This is a genomic window from Hoyosella rhizosphaerae (assembly GCF_014643175.1).
GTDB lineage: Bacteria > Actinomycetota > Actinomycetes > Mycobacteriales > Mycobacteriaceae > Lolliginicoccus > Lolliginicoccus rhizosphaerae.
In genome coordinates this window covers 962,017-979,051 of record NZ_BMJH01000001.1, presented here as the reverse complement: position 1 = coordinate 979,051, position 17,035 = coordinate 962,017, and the positions used below count along the sequence as shown (strand labels likewise).

16 protein-coding genes are annotated in these 17,035 nt (G+C 58.6%); 10 read left to right on the top strand and 6 right to left on the bottom strand.

Annotated features, from left to right (window positions below):
* Positions 1-24 precede the first annotated feature (24 nt).
* The 8 genes from uvrC (at position 25) to secG (ending at position 8,493) form a co-directional block, all read left to right on the top strand.
* Entirely contained in the window at positions 25-2,007 is a 1,983-nt protein-coding gene (gene uvrC / locus IEW73_RS04560; RefSeq protein WP_188671091.1) for an excinuclease ABC subunit UvrC, read from the top strand.
* A 57-nt stretch (positions 2,008-2,064) separates the two neighbouring features.
* Positions 2,065-2,949 carry an RNase adapter RapZ gene (gene rapZ / locus IEW73_RS04555; RefSeq protein ID WP_229675749.1) on the top strand — a complete coding sequence of 295 codons (885 nt, stop codon included), beginning with the start codon at positions 2,065-2,067 and terminating at the stop codon, positions 2,947-2,949.
* Positions 2,946-3,896 (top strand): gluconeogenesis factor YvcK family protein, encoded by a 951-nt coding sequence (locus IEW73_RS04550; protein ID WP_188671086.1) that lies wholly within the window; start codon positions 2,946-2,948, stop codon positions 3,894-3,896. Before rapZ ends, IEW73_RS04550 begins: the two co-directional genes overlap by 4 nt.
* Positions 3,897-3,971: 75 nt before the next feature.
* A complete protein-coding gene (gene whiA / locus IEW73_RS04545; RefSeq protein WP_188672893.1) occupies positions 3,972-4,949 on the top strand; it encodes a DNA-binding protein WhiA in 978 nt (325 codons plus the stop codon).
* 67 nt (positions 4,950-5,016) lie between these two features.
* Positions 5,017-6,066, top strand: a complete 1,050-nt coding sequence (gap, locus tag IEW73_RS04540; protein ID WP_188671084.1) for a type I glyceraldehyde-3-phosphate dehydrogenase — start codon at positions 5,017-5,019, stop codon at positions 6,064-6,066.
* Positions 6,067-6,083: 17 nt separating this feature from the next.
* Positions 6,084-7,307, top strand: a complete 1,224-nt coding sequence (locus IEW73_RS04535; protein WP_188671082.1) for a phosphoglycerate kinase — start codon at positions 6,084-6,086, stop codon at positions 7,305-7,307.
* A 3-nt stretch (positions 7,308-7,310) separates the two neighbouring features.
* Positions 7,311-8,093: a triose-phosphate isomerase gene (gene tpiA / locus IEW73_RS04530; protein WP_188671080.1), complete on the top strand. Its 783-nt coding sequence runs from the start codon at positions 7,311-7,313 to the stop codon at positions 8,091-8,093.
* 166 nt (positions 8,094-8,259) lie between these two features.
* A complete protein-coding gene (gene secG / locus IEW73_RS04525) occupies positions 8,260-8,493 on the top strand; it encodes a preprotein translocase subunit SecG (RefSeq protein WP_188671078.1) in 234 nt (77 codons plus the stop codon).
* Positions 8,494-8,603: 110 nt separating this feature from the next.
* Here secG and IEW73_RS04520 read toward each other — a convergent pair whose 3' ends face one another.
* Genes IEW73_RS04520 through tkt form a run of 4 tightly spaced genes read right to left on the bottom strand, consistent with a single transcriptional unit; the run spans position 8,604 to position 13,457 of the window.
* Positions 8,604-9,434, bottom strand: coding sequence for a hypothetical protein (locus IEW73_RS04520; RefSeq protein WP_188671076.1), 831 nt, complete (start codon positions 9,432-9,434; stop codon positions 8,604-8,606).
* Entirely contained in the window at positions 9,431-10,174 is a 744-nt protein-coding gene (gene pgl, locus IEW73_RS04515; protein ID WP_188671073.1) for a 6-phosphogluconolactonase, read from the bottom strand. Before pgl ends, IEW73_RS04520 begins: the two co-directional genes overlap by 4 nt.
* Before the next feature lie 17 nt (positions 10,175-10,191).
* Entirely contained in the window at positions 10,192-11,319 is a 1,128-nt protein-coding gene (gene tal / locus IEW73_RS04510; RefSeq protein WP_188671071.1) for a transaldolase, read from the bottom strand.
* A 35-nt stretch (positions 11,320-11,354) separates the two neighbouring features.
* Positions 11,355-13,457, bottom strand: a complete 2,103-nt coding sequence (gene tkt, locus IEW73_RS04505; protein ID WP_188671069.1) for a transketolase — start codon at positions 13,455-13,457, stop codon at positions 11,355-11,357.
* Positions 13,458-13,723: 266 nt separating this feature from the next.
* Between tkt and IEW73_RS04500 the strand changes: the two genes are divergently transcribed.
* Positions 13,724-14,725 (top strand): heme o synthase, encoded by a 1,002-nt coding sequence (locus IEW73_RS04500; RefSeq protein ID WP_372433608.1) that lies wholly within the window; start codon positions 13,724-13,726, stop codon positions 14,723-14,725.
* Here IEW73_RS04500 and IEW73_RS04495 read toward each other — a convergent pair whose 3' ends face one another.
* Positions 14,726-15,694, bottom strand: a complete 969-nt coding sequence (locus IEW73_RS04495) for a quinone oxidoreductase family protein (protein WP_188671066.1) — start codon at positions 15,692-15,694, stop codon at positions 14,726-14,728.
* A 73-nt stretch (positions 15,695-15,767) separates the two neighbouring features.
* On the opposite strand from IEW73_RS04495, the gene IEW73_RS04490 reads away from it, so the two are divergent.
* Positions 15,768-16,085, top strand: a complete 318-nt coding sequence (locus IEW73_RS04490; RefSeq protein ID WP_188671064.1) for a hypothetical protein — start codon at positions 15,768-15,770, stop codon at positions 16,083-16,085.
* On the opposite strand, the gene IEW73_RS04485 is transcribed toward IEW73_RS04490, so the two are convergent.
* On the bottom strand, positions 16,030-17,010 hold the full coding sequence (locus IEW73_RS04485) for a COX15/CtaA family protein (protein WP_188671062.1): 981 nt from the start codon (positions 17,008-17,010) through the stop codon (positions 16,030-16,032). The genes IEW73_RS04490 and IEW73_RS04485 overlap by 56 nt on opposite strands.
* Positions 17,011-17,035: the final 25 nt, after the last annotated feature.

Genomic DNA, 17,035 nt, shown 5'->3' with positions numbered 1-17,035 from the left:
CGTCTGGGGCACTAGTCTGGTCTGGTGGCAGATCCCTCAACGTATCGACCGGCACCTGGTTCAATCCCCGTTGAACCAGGTGTTTACCGATTCCGCGACAGCAACGGTCGGGTGCTGTATGTAGGTAAGGCGAAAAGCCTACGCAGCCGATTGAATTCGTATTTTGCCGACCTTGCCGGGTTGCAGCCCCGTACCCGCAACATGGTTACGTCTGCTGCCGGAGTCGAGTGGACTGTTGTGTCAACCGAGGTTGAGGCGCTGCAGCTCGAATACAACTGGATCAAAGAGTTCGACCCGCCGTTCAATGTCCGGTACAAGGACGACAAGTCCTACCCAGTTCTCGCTGTGACAATGGGGGAGGAGATACCGCGGCTTTTCGTCTACCGCGGTCCACGCCGCAAAGGTGTGCGGTACTTCGGTCCGTATTCGCACGCGTGGGCGATCAGGGAAACACTTGATCTGTTGTTGCGGGTCTTCCCGGCGAGAACATGTTCGGCGGGGGTCCTTCGGCGTCATCAACAATTGGGGCGTCCGTGTTTGCTTGGGTACATCGACAAGTGTTCAGCGCCGTGCACGGGCGCTGTCACGGTGGACGAACACCGCCAGATCGTGAACGATTTTTGTGATTTCCTCGCAGGAAAGACGGATCGACTTGTCCGGGATCTTGAGAAGCAGATGGCGACTGCGTCGGAGTCGCTCGATTTCGAACGTGCCGCGCGCCTCCGCGACGATATCGGTGCACTGCGCACTGCCCTGGAGAAACAATCCGTCGTGTTCGGTGATGGTACGGACGCGGACGTAGTCGCGTTTGCACACGACGAACTCGAAGTAGCGGTGCAGGTATTCCATGTTCGAGGGGGGCGTGTTCGTGGCCAACGCGGCTGGGTAAACGAACGCATTGGGGAGCCAAATCGGTCCGACATTGTTGAGGAGTTCCTCACTCAGTTCTACGGCGAACAACAGGCTGACAGCAACGAAGAATCACCGGGTGGGAGCAGCCCAATTCCGAGGTTGATTCTCGTTCCTGAACTACCTCAGGACGTCGACTTGGTGGAACTTTGGCTGAGCGAAAAGAAGGGCTCGAATGTTCGTGTTCGAGTTCCGCAACGTGGTGACAAAAAGACCCTCGCGGAGACGGTGCACCGCAACGCTGTGGAGGCCCTCGCGCAACACAAGATGAAGCGTGCGGGCGACCTTACAGCGAGGTCGGCGGCGTTGCAGGAACTGCAGGAAACCCTCGAACTCGACACTGCACCACTGCGCATCGAATGCGTCGACATCAGCCATGTTCAAGGCACCGATGTAGTCGGTTCACTCGTCGTGTTTGAGGACGGGTTACCGAAAAAGTCCGACTACAGGCACTACTCCATCAAGGAAGCGGCAGGAGACGGGCGTTCAGATGACGTCGGCAGCATCGCGGAGGTGACGAGGCGTCGCTTCATGCGACACAAGGCTGATGCGTTGCCTCTGGATGTGCCCCTTGAAAATACGCCAGGTCTAGATCCGGAGACCGGAAGGCCTAAGCGGTTTGCGTATCCACCGAACGTCTTCATCGTCGACGGAGGTGCGCCGCAGGTCAACGCCGCCGCGGCAGTGCTCGACGAATTAGGTATCACCGATGTGTCCGTCATCGGGTTGGCGAAACGACTCGAAGAAGTGTGGCTGCCAAACGATCCGTACCCAGCGATCCTGTCGCGCAGTAGTGACGCACTGTTTCTGCTGCAAAGAGTGCGGGATGAGGCACACCGGTTCGCGATCACGTACCACCGCAGCAAACGGTCGCGGCGCATGACGGCATCGGTGCTTGACTCCATTCCGGGCCTAGGACAAGTGCGTAAGACAGCGCTGGTAACTCATTTCGGTTCAGTGGCAAACCTAAAATCGGCAACAGTTGAGGAAATTGTTGAGGTTCCAGGGATCGGGGCGCACACCGCCCAGGCGATATATGAATCATTACATCAAGTTTCTTCGCCCCAGGTCACCCCAGAGTCGGCTGCAGTGGAATAACCTCAGCGGAAGGCACACAATGGCAACTCATCGAAAATGGACAGGAGGGGATGGCGCGTGACTGAGCACACAAGCCCCCCCAACATTGAGGTCACCCTGGTTACGGGCCTTTCAGGCGCAGGCCGCGGGACTTCCGCCAAGGTTCTCGAAGACCTCGATTGGTACGTGGCGGACAATATCCCTGCTGAGTTGGTGCCCGAGGTGGTCGACTTAAGCCTGCATGAAAATCAACCCATCACGCGGCTCGCGATGGTTCTTGATGTGCGCAGCAGAGCATTCACCGGAGGGTTGGAAACGGTTGTCAGCCAGCTACGGGCCCGCAATATTCAACCGCGAATTCTGTTTCTCGAAGCGTCGGATGCGGTCCTTGTGCGCAGGTTCGAGCAGGTTCGACGCAGTCACCCACTGCAAGGCGACGGCACACTTCTCGAAGGCATCAGTGCTGAACGCACACTCCTAGCGCCGGTGCGAGGTATGGCCGATGTTGTCATCGATACGTCCAACCTCTCTGTCCATGACCTCCGTGCGCGCTTAGAGCCTGCGTTTGAGGACCCCGATAACAAACAAATTCGCGTAGCCGTCCTGTCCTTCGGTTTTAAGTATGGCGTCCCTTTAGATGTCGACATGGTGGTGGACGTGCGGTTCTTGCCCAACCCGCACTGGATTCCGGAACTTAAACACCACACCGGGCAGGATGACGGTGTGCGTGACTACGTGCTCAGCCAGGACGGAGCCCAACAGTTCCTGACCACGTTTCGAGAACTGTTAGCCCCGGTGCTCAAGGGTTACCGGGTGGAAGGCAAGAGGTATATGACCATCGGCGTGGGATGCACCGGGGGAAAGCACAGGAGCGTCGCCATGACCGAGGCAATAGTGCGGATGTTGTCGGAAGATACCGACCTTTCAGTCCGCACACGCCATCGCGATTTGGGGAAGGAATGACACCATCAATCGTTGCGCTTGGTGGTGGCCATGGGCTGTACGCCACACTCAGCGCTGCACGGAATCTCACGTCTGACATTACTGCGGTCGTGACAGTTGCGGACGACGGTGGCTCGTCGGGGCGGCTGAGGTCCGAACTGAACCTGGTGCCTCCGGGCGACCTACGTATGGCGTTGGCCGCTCTTGCAGGCGATGACGCGCACGCACAGTTGTGGCGTGACGTTGTGCAACACCGCTTCCGCGGGACTGGCGCCCTTGCCGGCCACGCCGTCGGAAACTTAATTCTTGCTGGGCTTACGGAAGTGTTCGGCGACGTCATTCCGGCGTTGGATGAGCTTGGGCGAATTTTGCAGCTCAAAGGTCGAGTGTTGCCGATGGCTACTATCCCGTTGCAGATCGAAGCTGATGTGGTGGGTCTTGAGGAAGATCCTCGCATAAGTCGCATTATTCGCGGACAAGTTGCGGTGGCGACCACTCCAGGGCGAGTTCGGCGAGTTAGGCTCCTACCTGGAAACCCTGTGGCGTGCACCGAAGCGGTGGAGGCAATCGAACGCGCTGACCTGGTAGTTCTCGGTCCAGGTTCGTGGTTTAGTAGTGTCATTCCGCATGTGCTGGTGCCCGAACAACGCGAAGCATTGATGGCAACAAAAGCCCGCCGTGCGCTTGTACTGAACCTGGGACCACAAGCTGGAGAGACGGCCGGATTCTCCGCAGAGCGGCATCTTCACGTACTCTCGCAACACGCACCTAGTTTCAGAGTCGACAAGGTCATCGTGGATGGCAGCACAGTGCTTCCAGGCAGTGAGCGCGCCCACCTTGCCCGAGCGGCTGCACAACTAGGCGCCGAAGTCCGCTATGCCGACGTAGCTGTGGCGGGAACAAACAAGCACGACACAGCAAAACTTGGTGCGGTGCTCGGCGACTTGCTGCCCACCCCTACAGGGTGAAAGGGAACTAGTTGTGGTTGCCAAGCTGAAACACTGTGACTCAATGATCGACCGGAAGGAAACGACACCGTGGCAATGACTGCGGAGGTCAAGGATGAACTCAGCCGTTTGCCTGTTACTCAGGTAAGCGCACGCAAAGCTGAAGTGTCAGCACTACTGAGGTTTTCAGGTGGGCTGCACATCGTTGCGGGGCGCGTCGTCGTAGAGGCAGACATCGACTTAGGGTCGATCGCGCGGCGGCTCCGGCGAGAAATCCAGGACCTGTATGGCTACCAGTCGGAGATACACGTCATCGGCGCGAGTGGTCTACGTAAGAACACTCGCTACGTCGTGCGCGTCGCAAAAGATGGCGAGGCACTTGCACGTCAGACGGGTCTCCTCGACCTGCGTGGACGCCCAGTCCGTGGTTTGCCGGCCCATGTGGTTGGCGGCAGCATCGCGGACTCGGAGGCAGCGTGGCGGGGCGCTTTCCTCGCGCACGGTTCACTCACTGAGCCAGGCAGATCTGCCGCACTCGAAATCGGTTGCCCTGGGCCCGAGGCTGCGATGGCGCTCGTCGGTGCCGCTCGAAGGATGGGAATTGCCGCCAAGGCTCGGGAAGTTCGTGGTGCCGACCGCGTAGTCGTACGCGACGGCGACGCAATTGGCGCTCTGCTTACACGGATGGGTGCACAGGATGTGCGCCTGGTGTGGGAGGAACGCAGGATCCGCCGCGAAGTGCGCGCCACCGCGAATAGGTTGGCCAATTTCGATGATGCCAACCTTCGTCGTTCTGCCCGCGCAGCAGTTGCAGCGGCCGCGAAAGTGGAGCGCGCGCTCGAAATCCTCGGAGATGACGCACCGGAGCACCTGTGTGCAGCTGGGCGTTTGCGCATTCAGCACAGGCAGTCGTCGCTGGAGGAACTGGGTCAACTTGCTGATCCACCGTTAACAAAAGATGCTGTTGCCGGACGCATTAGGCGACTACTCTCGATGGCTGATAGGAAAGCCCGCGAAATCGGTATACCCGACACCGAATCCGCGGTCACACCAGAGTTGCTGGAGGAAGCCTGAGTCGGTGAACCAATGCCTACTCGGGTTTAAGGCGCTAAAGCGCCCTGCGAACACGAAGGAGCCTTCAATGCCAGTCCGCGTAGGTATCAATGGTTTTGGTCGCATCGGTCGTAACTTTTACCGAGCTGTAGACGCACTTAACGCTCACGGTGCCAAAGGAAACGGTGCAAGTGGGGAGGGTGCAAGTGGAATCGAAATCGTGGCGGTCAATGACCTGACCGCCCCCGAAACGCTTGCCCACCTGCTTAAGTACGACTCGGTTCTCGGGCGTCTGCCAGATGATGTTTCAGTCGACGGTGATGACATCATCGTCGGGGAACGAAGGCTCCGCACGCTTTCGGTAAGCGAAGGCCCGTCGGCGATTCCGTGGGGAGACCTCGGCGTGGACGTCGTTATCGAGTCGACTGGGATCTTCACAGATGCGGCAAAGGCGAGAGGCCACATCGACGCTGGGGCGAAAAAGGTGATTATCTCTGCACCTGCCAAAGGCGAAGATGTCACCATCGTCATGGGCGTCAATGACGGTATGTACGACGGTAGCCAAACCATCATCTCGAACGCTTCGTGCACCACAAACTGCCTTGCGCCGTTGACGAAGGTGTTGGATGACGAATTTGGCATCGAGCACGGGCTCATGACCACGATTCACGCTTACACGCAAGACCAGAACTTGCAGGACGCCCCGCACAAGGACCTTCGCCGTGGGCGGGCTGCTGCTATCAATGTGGTTCCCACAACGACAGGTGCCGCAAAAGCAATTGGGCTTATATTGCCGCACCTCGATGGGAAACTCGATGGCTACGCGTTGCGGGTGCCGATCCCCACAGGATCAGTTACCGACCTCACGGTTGTTGTTCGAGGCGCAGTATCAGTGGACAGCATCAATGCTGCGATGAAAGCTGCCGCCGAGGGGCCGATGAAAGGCATTCTCAGGTATAGCGACGCGCCAATCGTATCCAGCGATATTGTCACCGACCCAGCATCCGCGATTTACGATGCTCCTTTGACGAAGGTGATCGACAATCAAGTGAAGGTAGTCGGCTGGTATGACAATGAATGGGGCTACTCCAACCGTCTCGCCGATCTTGTTACCTTGATTGGTACGTCACTCAAATAAGGGGCTGGAATATATTCATGACTGTGAAGACTTTGGCGGAACTCCTCGACGAAGGCGTCGACGGCCGGACGGTGCTCGTTCGTTCTGACCTCAACGTCCCGATCAAAGATGGAGTGATCACCGACGCTGGCCGCATCATCGCCTCCGCACCCACCATTGGTGCGCTGGCTGACGCGGGAGCACGAGTGATAGTGGCGGCGCACCTCGGCCGCCCCAAAGGCGCCGTCGACTCTGCTTTGTCTCTAGCTCCCGTTGCGTACCGACTAGGCGATGAACTCGATCGTTACATTCAGCTTGCCGGTGACGTAGTCGGTCAAGACGCGCAGGAACGCGCCGCCGGACTCACTGAAGGCGACGTGCTGCTACTGGAGAATGTTCGCTTCGACCCACGCGAGACAAGCAAGGACGACGCGGAGCGGGCCGCACTCGCCAAAGAATTTGCCGCGCTAGTTGGCAAAGACGGTGCTTTCGTATCAGATGGGTTTGGGGTAGTGCACCGCAAACAAGCATCGGTCTACGACGTAGCCACCCTGCTGCCCAGTTATGCTGGCGGCCTCGTCGCCTCTGAGGTAGACGTGCTCGCAGCGTTGACGGAGAACCCCAAACGCCCATACGCGGTGGTCCTCGGCGGTTCTAAAGTCTCCGACAAGCTTGCTGTCATCGAAGCCCTCGCACCTAAAGTGGACACCCTAGTCATTGGTGGCGGAATGTGCTTCACCTTCTTCGCAGCACAGGGTTTCCCCGTTGGAGCGTCGCTGCTGCAAGAAGAAATGATCGACACCTGCAAGGACCTTCTTGACCGATACGGCGACGTAATTCAACTGCCTGTCGATGTCCTGGTCGCCGACAGGTTTGCAGCTGACGCCGAATCCAACACAGTCGCCACCACCGCAATTCCAGACGAATGGCTTGGCCTTGACATCGGACCCGAGTCGGTTCGTCGGTTTGCGGCAGTGCTTTCCAACGCGAACACGATCTTTTGGAACGGTCCGATGGGCGTGTTCGAGTTCGAGAAATTCTCCGTCGGCACCCGCGGGATCGCGGAAGCGATTATCGAAGCCACCAAAAAGGGTGCATTCAGCGTCGTCGGTGGCGGAGATTCAGCCGCTGCAGTGCGCAGCCTGAGCTTGCCGGAAGACGGGTTTTCGCACATCTCAACCGGTGGTGGAGCGTCACTCGAATACCTCGAAGGCAAAGAGTTGCCCGGTATATCCGTACTGAGCACAACCCAGGAAGGGTGAACTGTGACGCGTAAACCCCTCATTGCGGGCAACTGGAAAATGAACATGAACCACCTTGAGTCGATCGCACTTGTCCAGAAGATCGCCTTCGCGCTCCCGGAGAAGTACTACGCTAAGGTGGACGTCACCGTCATCCCACCATTTACCGACCTACGAAGCGTCCAACAGATCGTCGACAGCGACAAACTGAAACTCCGCTACGGCGCGCAAGACATGTCTGAGCACGACTCCGGTGCCTACACAGGCGACATCAGTGGGCCCATGCTCGCCAAACTCGGCTGCACGTTTGTAGTTGTGGGCCACTCAGAGCGACGTACATACCACTACGAAGACGATGCTGTCGTTGCCCGCAAAGCCAAAGCTGCGCTGAAGCATGGAATCACCCCCATTATCTGCATCGGCGAGGGACTCGATATTCGCGAAGCCGGTGACCACGTTGACTACAACATCAACCAACTTCGCGGATCACTCGACGGACTCACCCAAAAAGAACTCGCAAAAATCGTCATCGCCTATGAACCCGTGTGGGCGATCGGTACTGGAAAAGTCGCCTCAGCCGCAGATGCACAAGAAGTATGCGCCGCAATTAGGTCCGAACTATCTCGCATTGCCTCCCCAGAAACAGCAGCGAAAACCCGTGTTCTCTACGGCGGCTCGGTGACATCAAAGAACATCGCGTCCATTGTTGCCGAATCGGATGTAGACGGCGCACTCGTGGGTGGTGCGTCATTGAAATCCGACGAATTCGCTCAACTCTGCGCCGTTGCAGCCGGAGGACCGTTCTAGCTTGGTAGCTAGTTCACACGGGGAAGTCTTCACCGCCCGCAGTATCAGGGCGCGTGGCGCTGTATTCGAGACTTACCCCGTGGGAAGGTAAGCTCTACCCGACTCACCCTGTGCCAGACCCGCCGCGCTGTAAAGCGCTGAAGTGAAAGACTGCAAAAGGACCTTCATGTCACTGTTCCTGGACGTACTGCTGGTCGGAACCAGCCTGCTGATGATCATGCTTGTGCTGCTGCACCGCGCCAAGGGTGGCGGCTTGTCTTCCCTCTTCGGCGGCGGAATGCAATCAAGTCTTTCAGGCTCATCAGTTGCCGAAAAAAACCTCAACCGGTTTACCGTGTACGTTGCTGTCATCTGGGCGGTGTCGATCGTCGGTATGGGGCTATTCGTTCGATACGGCTAACCACACGATGAAAGCACCCCGCGCCCGATGGGTCGCGGGGTGCTTTTTTGGTTTGAGTCGAGCGTCCGCTAGCAACCGTGGGGCAAGTCGAGATCTCTAACCCGAGCGATCTACGCGGGTGAGCCTGTCTTTTTGTGCAGGTAAGCCCGCGCTGGGGGGTAGTTCGCCAACATGATGAGAATGGGCGTTGCGACGATGATGCTCGCGGCGGTGGCATACCGGCCGTTGACGATGTAGCCGAGCACAGCCACCGCACCCAGGCTGGCGTAGACGGTGGAGATGAACGGCACTGTGGGGCGCCAGTAGTTGCGGACGCTCCATGTGCTCACCACGGTAATGATGACGAAGCAGAGCGCTAGCACCCAGGATTGCCAATGCGCGCCGAGGGAAACGTCGGGTGGGCGGCTCACTTCCATCCAGCGGGTGATGGTCATGAATGCTGCGGTGATGCTCAGGGTCGCGGCGACCACAACATTGATGGTTTCGTGGCGCCTTAGTGTGCGTGGCACCATCGTGGCTGTGGCCACGGGGGCGGTGGCGTTGGCGGCCGGTATGTAGGCCTTACCTGTGGCGTCGGGGGATTGGGTGACCTTGTTGATCCACTCGGGCACTCCAAAGGCAAATGCGGCGCCGAAAATCATGGCGGTTCCGATCGCGCCAAGACCTGCTTCCCACAGACGGTGAGATGCGATGTCCATCGTCACGCTGGTGACAGCGAATCCGAGGTATACGGTGCCGATGAACCGTGCGGATGAGCGTTGGTAGTGTCGCGACACCAACAATGCTGCGGGTATCAGTATTGCGACACAGCCCACGAGAACGATGCGCCGCGCGATTTCGCTGTCAGATGGAACGTCGGACCACAGTGCCCCGAACTGAAAAAGTAGCCCTCCAGCGAAGGTGAGAAAGGCTGCAAGGTTCGCAACTTCGTTGCGTTTCATTGCAATGCTCCTGCTGCGGCTGTGTCGAGGAACCACGCAGTGCGATCTGATCCGCGAGCTCCGGCTGCGGGGATGTCGGGTGGTTCTGCACCGCCGATGGCAGCTGCCACAGCGTCAGCTTTGGACTCACCGGCGACAAGCACCCACACTTCGCCACTATGTTGCACGGCCGGGAACGTCAGTGTGATGCGTTGCGGCGGCGGTTTTGGCGAATCGGTTACGGCCACGACATAAGCGTCGCGCACCAATGTTGCGGGCGTGTGCGGGAAAAGTGAATTGATGTGACCGTCTGGTCCCATTCCCAGCAAGTGAACGTCGAATCTAGGCAATCCGCCGGGGGAGTCAGCTAGGGCGCTGAGGGTGTCAGCGTAAGCCTGCGCAGCGGCATGTGGATTGTTCTGGTACTCGCCCTCATCGGCAGGCATCCGGTGGACGTTTGCCGGGTCGATGGGAACGTGGGAGAGCAATGCGTCCGTGGCTTGGACTTCATTTCGATCAGGGTGGTTTGTCGGCAAGAATCGCTCATCGCCCCAGAAGATGTGAACGCGGGACCAGTCGACATCGGCTTCACGGCGCCGTAGATGCCGCAAAGCTTCGATGCCGACTGTTCCACCCGTGAGTACGATTCCCGCGCTCCCATGGCGTCGCTGAGCCTCCTCGATCGCATTCACAAGCGCTGCGGCTACAGCGCTCGCGAGTGAGTCCTGATCGGGGTGAAGCAAAATCTCAGGCGACGACATGGTGGTGTGCTTCGGTTTCAGTTCCGCCCGCGTGCTGCGGTGATCTGGGCGTCAATGGCATCGAGAAGTTCTCCCCACGAGGTTTCGAATTTCTCCACACCTTCAGTTTCGAGCTTTTCGAACACATCGGCAAGGTCGATTCCCACAGCTGTAAGTGCATCGAAAACACCTTGCGAAGCTTCTGCCGTTCCGCTCAAAGTATCGCCGCGAACCTCACCATGATCCGCAGTTGCTTCGAGTGTTTTTTCCGGCATGGTGTTGACGGTGTGTGGACCCACCAGTTCCGTGACATACAGCGTGTCCGGGTATGCGGGATTCTTTACGCCAGTGGACGCCCACAGCGGTCGTTGGACTTTGCCGCCGATCGCTGCCAGGGAATTCCAGAGATCATTCGATCCGGCAAACACCCGCTCAAACGCCGCGTATGCCAAGCACGCGTTGGCAACTCCTGCTTTGCCGCGCAAGGCGAGAGCCTCGTCTGTGCCAATAGCTTCGAGACGTGCGTCAATTTCGGTATCCACGCGCGACACGAAGAACGATGCCACGGAGTGGATGTGGGAGATGTCTCGCCCAATCTGGCGGGCTTGTTCCAAACCTGCCAAGTAGGCGCCAACGACGGCTTCGTAGCGTTCAACAGAGAAGATCAGAGTCACGTTGACGCTGATTCCTTCGCAGATGACTCGGGAAATGGCCGGTAGACCGGCTTGCGTTGCCGGAATCTTGATGAGCAAGTTCGGCCGGTCGACGATTTTCCATAGTTCCAGCGCCTGCGCGACAGTCTTGTCGGTGTCGTGGGCGAGGCGAGGATCCACTTCGATCGAAACTCGCCCGTCAACGCCGCCGGACTGCTCGAAGACGGGCGCTAGGACGTCGCACGCATTGCGGACGTCGTCTGTGGTGAGAACGCGAATCACTTCATCAACGTCGGCACCTTGGTCGACGAGGGTGTTGAACTGATCGTTGTATGCATCACCCTTGGTGAGTGCACCTTGGAAGATCGTCGGGTTGGTTGTTACTCCCACGATGCTGCGGGTGTTGATGAGTTCAGCAAGGTTTCCCGACGTCAACCGATCTCGGGAAAGGTCGTCGAGCCACACCGAAACGCCTGCGGCACTGAGTTGGGCTAAGTTCTCGTTCTGGGTCACTGTGATCACCTGAAAGTTGTGGACGGTGTCGAAAATTACTGTGCAGCAGCCTTGGTAATTGACGACTTGGCCGCAGCGACGACCGCGTCGGTTGTGATACCGAACTCGCGGAACAACGTCTTGTAGTCGGCTGAGGCACCGAAGTGTTCAATCGACACGGCTTCGCCATAAGAACCGAGGTGACGGTGCCATGGCATTGCGATGCCCGCTTCGACGGAGACCCTGGCGCGAACCTGCGGAGGAAGAACCTCGTCTTGGTATGCCTTGTCTTGTTGTTCAAACCAGTCGAGGCAGGGAACTGACACAACTCGTGTTCCGATGCCTTCAGCTTCGAGGGCGCTTCGTGCTTCGGTAGCGAGGTGCAGTTCGGATCCAGTCGCAAGAATGACGACCTGGAGGTCAGAACCTGCTTCTGCGAGGACGTATGCGCCTCGTTTGACGCCGTCGAATGCCTTTTCCTTCGTCCCTTCGAGGACTGGAACATTCTGGCGGGTGAGGGCTAGCGCGGTAGGCCCTGTGAGGTGCTCGAGTGCGGCCTTCCAAGCTGCTGACGTTTCGTTGGCATCGCCGGGACGGATCGTCGACATGTTGGGTATCGCGCGCAGGGACGCTAGGTGCTCGATTGGTTGGTGGGTAGGGCCGTCCTCGCCAAGACCAATGGAGTCGTGTGTCCACACGTACAGCGCTGGCACGTTCATCAACGCCGCGAGTCGCACAGCTGGTCGCATGTAGTCGCTGAACACCAGGAACGTGCCACCGTAAGGCCGTGTTGGGCCGTGCAGAGCGATGCCGTTGAGGATTGACCCCATGGCGTGCTCGCGGACACCGAAGTGCAGAGTGCGACCATATGGCTGGGCATTCCATGTGCTCGTGGAGATGCTCTCCGGCCCGAACGAATGCGAGCCGGGAATTGTGGTGTTGTTGCTCTCGGCGAGGTCAGCGGAACCGCCCCACAGTTCGGGGAGGATAGGTCCGAGTTCTGCCAGCGCCTTGCCCGATGCCTTGCGAGTAGCTACACCTGCCTGATCAGGTTCCCACGTCGGTAGCTTCTGCTCCCACCCCTCGGGAAGTTTGCGTGCCGCGAGGCGGTCAAACAGTGCCTTGGCTTCGGGGTTTTCCTTGGCCCATACGTCAAACTTTTCTTGCCATTCCGCGTGTGCCTGCGCGCCGCGCTTAACAACCTCACGTGCGTGATCTAGGGCGGCAGAATCCACATCGAAATGCTTGTCTGGGTCAAACCCCAGCGCCGTTTTCACTCCTGCGACTTCATCGACACCGAGCGCAGCGCCGTGTGATGAACCAGTGTTCATCTTCTTTGGCGCTGGGTAACCGATGATGGTTCGCACGATGATCATCGATGGTTTGTCGGTGATTTGCTGAGCCCGCTCGACAGCGTCGAGGATGCCAGTGACATTCTCGCCGCCGGCTACGTATTCCACATGCCAGCCGTACGCTTCGTAGCGTTTGGCGACGTCTTCGCTAAGGGCGATCGCGGTGTCGTCTTCAATGGAAATCTTGTTGTCATCGTAGAAAACGATGAGGTTGCCGAGTTCCTGCACACCAGCGAGCGAAGAGGCCTCTGACGTAACGCCTTCTTCGATGTCTCCATCCGAAGCGATGACGTAGATGTTGTGGTCAAACACACTTTGGCCAGGAGCGGCGGTAGGGTCGAAAAGGCCACGTTCGCGACGTGTCGCCATCGCCATACCGACAGCGGATGCGAGGCCCTGCCCAAGTGGACCGGTCGTGATCTCCACACCTGCGGTGTGACCGTATTCAGGGTGGCCAGGGGTCAGGCTTCCCCATTTACGGAGTGCCCTAAGGTCGTCAAGCTCGAGACCGTAGCCGGACATGAACAGCTGAAGGTACTGCGTGAGGCTTGAGTGCCCACACGACAGAACGAATCGGTCGCGACCAACCCAATCCGGGTCGGATGGGTCGTGGCGCATGATGCGCTGGTATAGCGCATACGCCAACGGTGCGAGACTCATCGCTGTTCCGGGGTGACCGTTGCCGGCGTTCTGAACAGCGTCTGCTGCCAGCACGCGGATGGTGTCAACAGCTTTGGTGTCCAACTCCGTCCAGTCGTCGGGAAGGTGAGGGGTGGTCAGGGTGCGGATTTCGTCTGTAACCGACACTGGTGGGCTTCTCCTGGCATGCTGGAATTGTTGCGGACCTGTGCGTCAACTGTAATGGTGCCATTAGAGCGGTGGCGACACCGAATCTTGCGGCAGCGCGTCGCTAGATAGTGATGATGGGTTACCGTGATTCGGAAAGGGCGCCACCGCCGTCTACCATCATGGATTGTAGTTGCTGGAAATACTCGATGATCCTGGCGAGCGGCCCTGGTGTGTGGCTGAGCCGCAGAACAGAGCTTTCAGTCCAGGAATCGCTAGGAGAAGTAGTGCGGATTAGGGCGCAGGAAGGCAGCGGTCACGGCTTCGCCCCGAGTGCGCGTGATGCCTCGACAACGGGGGATCGTCGCACGTCTGAGGGGGTTGTCGCGCGAGCCAACCAAAAGGTTTTGGCATATGTTGCGCTCACCAAGCCTCGTGTCATCGAACTTCTTCTCGTCACCACCATTCCTGCCATGTTGCTGGCGTCGCGGGGCACCGTTGACCCGCTTTTGATCTTGGCGACACTCTTTGGTGGCGGTATGGCAGCCGCGAGCGCGAACAGCTTGAACTGTGTTGTCGACGCTGACATCGACAAGGTGATGAAACGCACGGCGCGTCGCCCACTCGCGAGGTCGGCGGTTCCAACTTCTCACGCTTTGGTGTTTGGGCTCGCCCTTGGAGTTGCGTCGTTTACTTGGCTGTGGTGGGCGACAAATCTGCTCGCGGGTGTGCTCGCTGTAGCAACTATCCTGTTTTACATTTTCGTCTACACGATGGTGTTGAAGCGCCGGACTTCGCAGAACATTGTGTGGGGCGGTGCCGCTGGCTGCATGCCAGTGATGATCGGTTGGGCTGCCACCACTGGAACAATTGAGTGGCCTGCGTTTGTCATGTTCCTCATCGTCTTCTTCTGGACGCCGCCCCACACGTGGGCGTTGGCGATGCGGTACAAGGAGGATTACCGCGTTGCGGGCGTACCCATGCTTCCCGTGGTGATGGACGAGATCGGCGTAACTAAACGCATCGTCATTTACACCTGGGCCACAGTCATCACGACAGTGGTCTTGGCGTGGTGGACCGGAGTGATCTACGCAGCCATCGCTGTTGTCGCGGGTCTGTGGTTCTTGATCATGGCTCATCGCCTGTACCGGGGCGTCAAGGCTGGTGTGCCCGTACGGCCACTCAAGCTCTTCTTGATGTCGAACAACTACCTAGCCGCAGTGTTCTTTGGCCTCGCTGTTGACTCTGTACTTGGCTTCGCAACAGTCCCTGCACTGCTGGGCTGGTAGTTACTCACCTGGTAGCAAGACGATCGAACCCGTTGTCATGCGTCCCTCGAGATCTCGGTGAGCTTGCTCAGCATCGCGCAACGGGTACTCGGCGCCGACCTGGATTGTGAGCGATCCCTCAGCGATTGCGTCGAGCACGTCGCCAGCGCGCCACAGCAGTTCGTCACGAGTCCGGACAAAATGACCAAGCGAAGGTCGAGCGAGAAACACTGACCCGGCTTTGTTGAGCCTTTGTGGGTCGAAGGCCGGAACGGGCCCACTCGCGGCTCCGAATAGAGCGACAGTGCCGCGAACCCGCACGCTATCAAGGCTCGCATCAAACGTGTCTTTGCCGACGCCATCAAAGACCGCTGCCACACCCTCACCGTCGGTAAGGTCGCGAACTTGCCGCGAAAGATTGGGCCCGTAGCGCAGTACATGGGTTGCACCAGCCTGGCGCGACAAATCAGCCTTAGCGTCCGTTGACACTGTCGTGATGACTTCGGCTCCCTTGGCTACTGCTAACTGGGTCAGTACTTGACCGACCCCGCCCGCGCCAGCGTGAACGAGGATCGTGTCCCCTGATCGCACGGGATACACCGAGTTGATCAGATAGTGCGCAGTCATTCCTTGTAGGAGGGCGGACGCCGCAACCGCGTCCGAAGCACCGTCGGGGACAGGGATTGCAGCGGTAGCGGGCACGCACACGAGTTCGGCGTAACTGCTCGGCGCGGTCGCCCACACGACTCGGTCGCCCGTTGAGAAGCCCTCAGCACCGTTTGGGTCTTCAACGACTCCCGTCGCCTCAGAACCGGGAATGTACGGAAGTTCGGTTGGATAAATACCAGTTCGGAAGTACACGTCGATGAAGTTCACGCCGATCGCCGTGGTGCGAACAAGCATTTCGCCCCCTGAGGGACTCGGGTCGGGCACTTCTACGTACTTCAGTTCTTCGGGGCCACCATGATTTCGTACCTCTATTGCGTGCATTCTCGTTTTCTACACGGTTTGCATCGACGGTGGGGGGATACGGCGCCGAACGCGGTCCGGTAATCTATGGCCTATGAGTGACGAGCAGATTCAAGAGGGCCCCTCAGTGCCAAGCAGTGCCGTTTCCGCGGTCAAGGAGTTCATTGGCGCCCATGGTGGTTCAGCGAAGGCTGTGTTGCAGCCCATCGGGCGCATTGGTGTGCGCGTCACCCTCGTTGGGTCCGACGGAATTTTGGGCGATCAGGTTGTCGCCGACTTGGCGACCGCGAAAGCTTTGATTGCGCAAGTTGACAATCTCGAACAATCTGAGTGGGATCGCGAGCTGACTTCGGTGGTTACACCGGCTCCGGAACACGCACGCCGGATGGCTGGCTGGGTAGCGAATTCGTAGTTCGAGTCACCATGCTCGACCACAGGGCGGCCGTCGCGGCGACACATAACGCGGCGCCCGCAATGTGGAACGGGATGAGATGCGCCGGTACCTGAAGTAAGTACTGAACAATTCCGAGCGACCCTTGTGCGAGTATTGCGGCCACGAGTAGGCCAAGGTTGCGCAGCACATTCTTCGGTGCTGAAACAGCGACAAGACCGAAGCCCAACCCTACGATGAGGGCCAAGTACCCAATCGTCAGCTGCGAGTGCAGATGCACGAGGGTCGTGATCTCTATTTCTAGCCGGGGTACTGGGTTTTCGATGCTCTTATCTCCGGCGTGCGGACCTGCGCCGGTCACCATTGTTCCCGCTACCAGTGTGGCCGCGAGCGCTACGCCGGACAGAGCGGTGAGGTTCCGCAGTGCAACCGGAGCTACTCGCTGATACGCACCGGCGTCTGGTTCGCTGATCTTGGCGTACAAGATGGTGGCAACCCACACCATGGCCATAGAAACAAGCAAGTGAATGGCGACTGTCCACCACAGCAGCCCTGTGAGCACTGTGATGCCGCCGATGACTGCTTGAAGAAGTGTCGACAGTGGCATTACCCACGCGTATGCGATGACTTCACGTCGACGACGCGCACGCGTCACGGCAAGTACGACCGCGATTGCTGCAGCCACAACCACGAATGTGAGCAGACGGTTTCCGAACTCAACGAGTTGGTGCAGCGTCGCCACTTCCTCGACCGGCACAGGTGTAAAGGAACCGGGGAAGCATTGCGGCCAGGTTGGGCAGCCCAGGCCGGATGCTGTGACTCGAACGATTGAGCCGGTGACGGCGATGCCCGCCTGAGTAAGGATCACAATGATCGCGATGATCTTTTGGGTCCTCAAGGACGGCAACGGTAGGCGGTCAACCAGGCTGAGATATGCACGGATCACAGTGTCGATGGTAAACGGTATCTCG

Coding starts and splice junctions, on each gene's coding strand:
- IEW73_RS04550 (WP_188671086.1), top strand. CDS start 2,946: ATGACACCATCAATCGTTGCGCTTGGTGGTGGCCATGGGCTGTACGCC.
- whiA (WP_188672893.1), top strand. CDS start 3,972: ATGACTGCGGAGGTCAAGGATGAACTCAGCCGTTTGCCTGTTACTCAG.
- gap (WP_188671084.1), top strand. CDS start 5,017: ATGCCAGTCCGCGTAGGTATCAATGGTTTTGGTCGCATCGGTCGTAAC.
- IEW73_RS04535 (WP_188671082.1), top strand. CDS start 6,084: ATGACTGTGAAGACTTTGGCGGAACTCCTCGACGAAGGCGTCGACGGC.
- secG (WP_188671078.1), top strand. CDS start 8,260: ATGTCACTGTTCCTGGACGTACTGCTGGTCGGAACCAGCCTGCTGATG.
- IEW73_RS04520 (WP_188671076.1), bottom strand. CDS start 9,434: ATGAAACGCAACGAAGTTGCGAACCTTGCAGCCTTTCTCACCTTCGCT.
- pgl (WP_188671073.1), bottom strand. CDS start 10,174: ATGTCGTCGCCTGAGATTTTGCTTCACCCCGATCAGGACTCACTCGCG.
- IEW73_RS04495 (WP_188671066.1), bottom strand. CDS start 15,694: ATGCACGCAATAGAGGTACGAAATCATGGTGGCCCCGAAGAACTGAAG.
- IEW73_RS04490 (WP_188671064.1), top strand. CDS start 15,768: ATGAGTGACGAGCAGATTCAAGAGGGCCCCTCAGTGCCAAGCAGTGCC.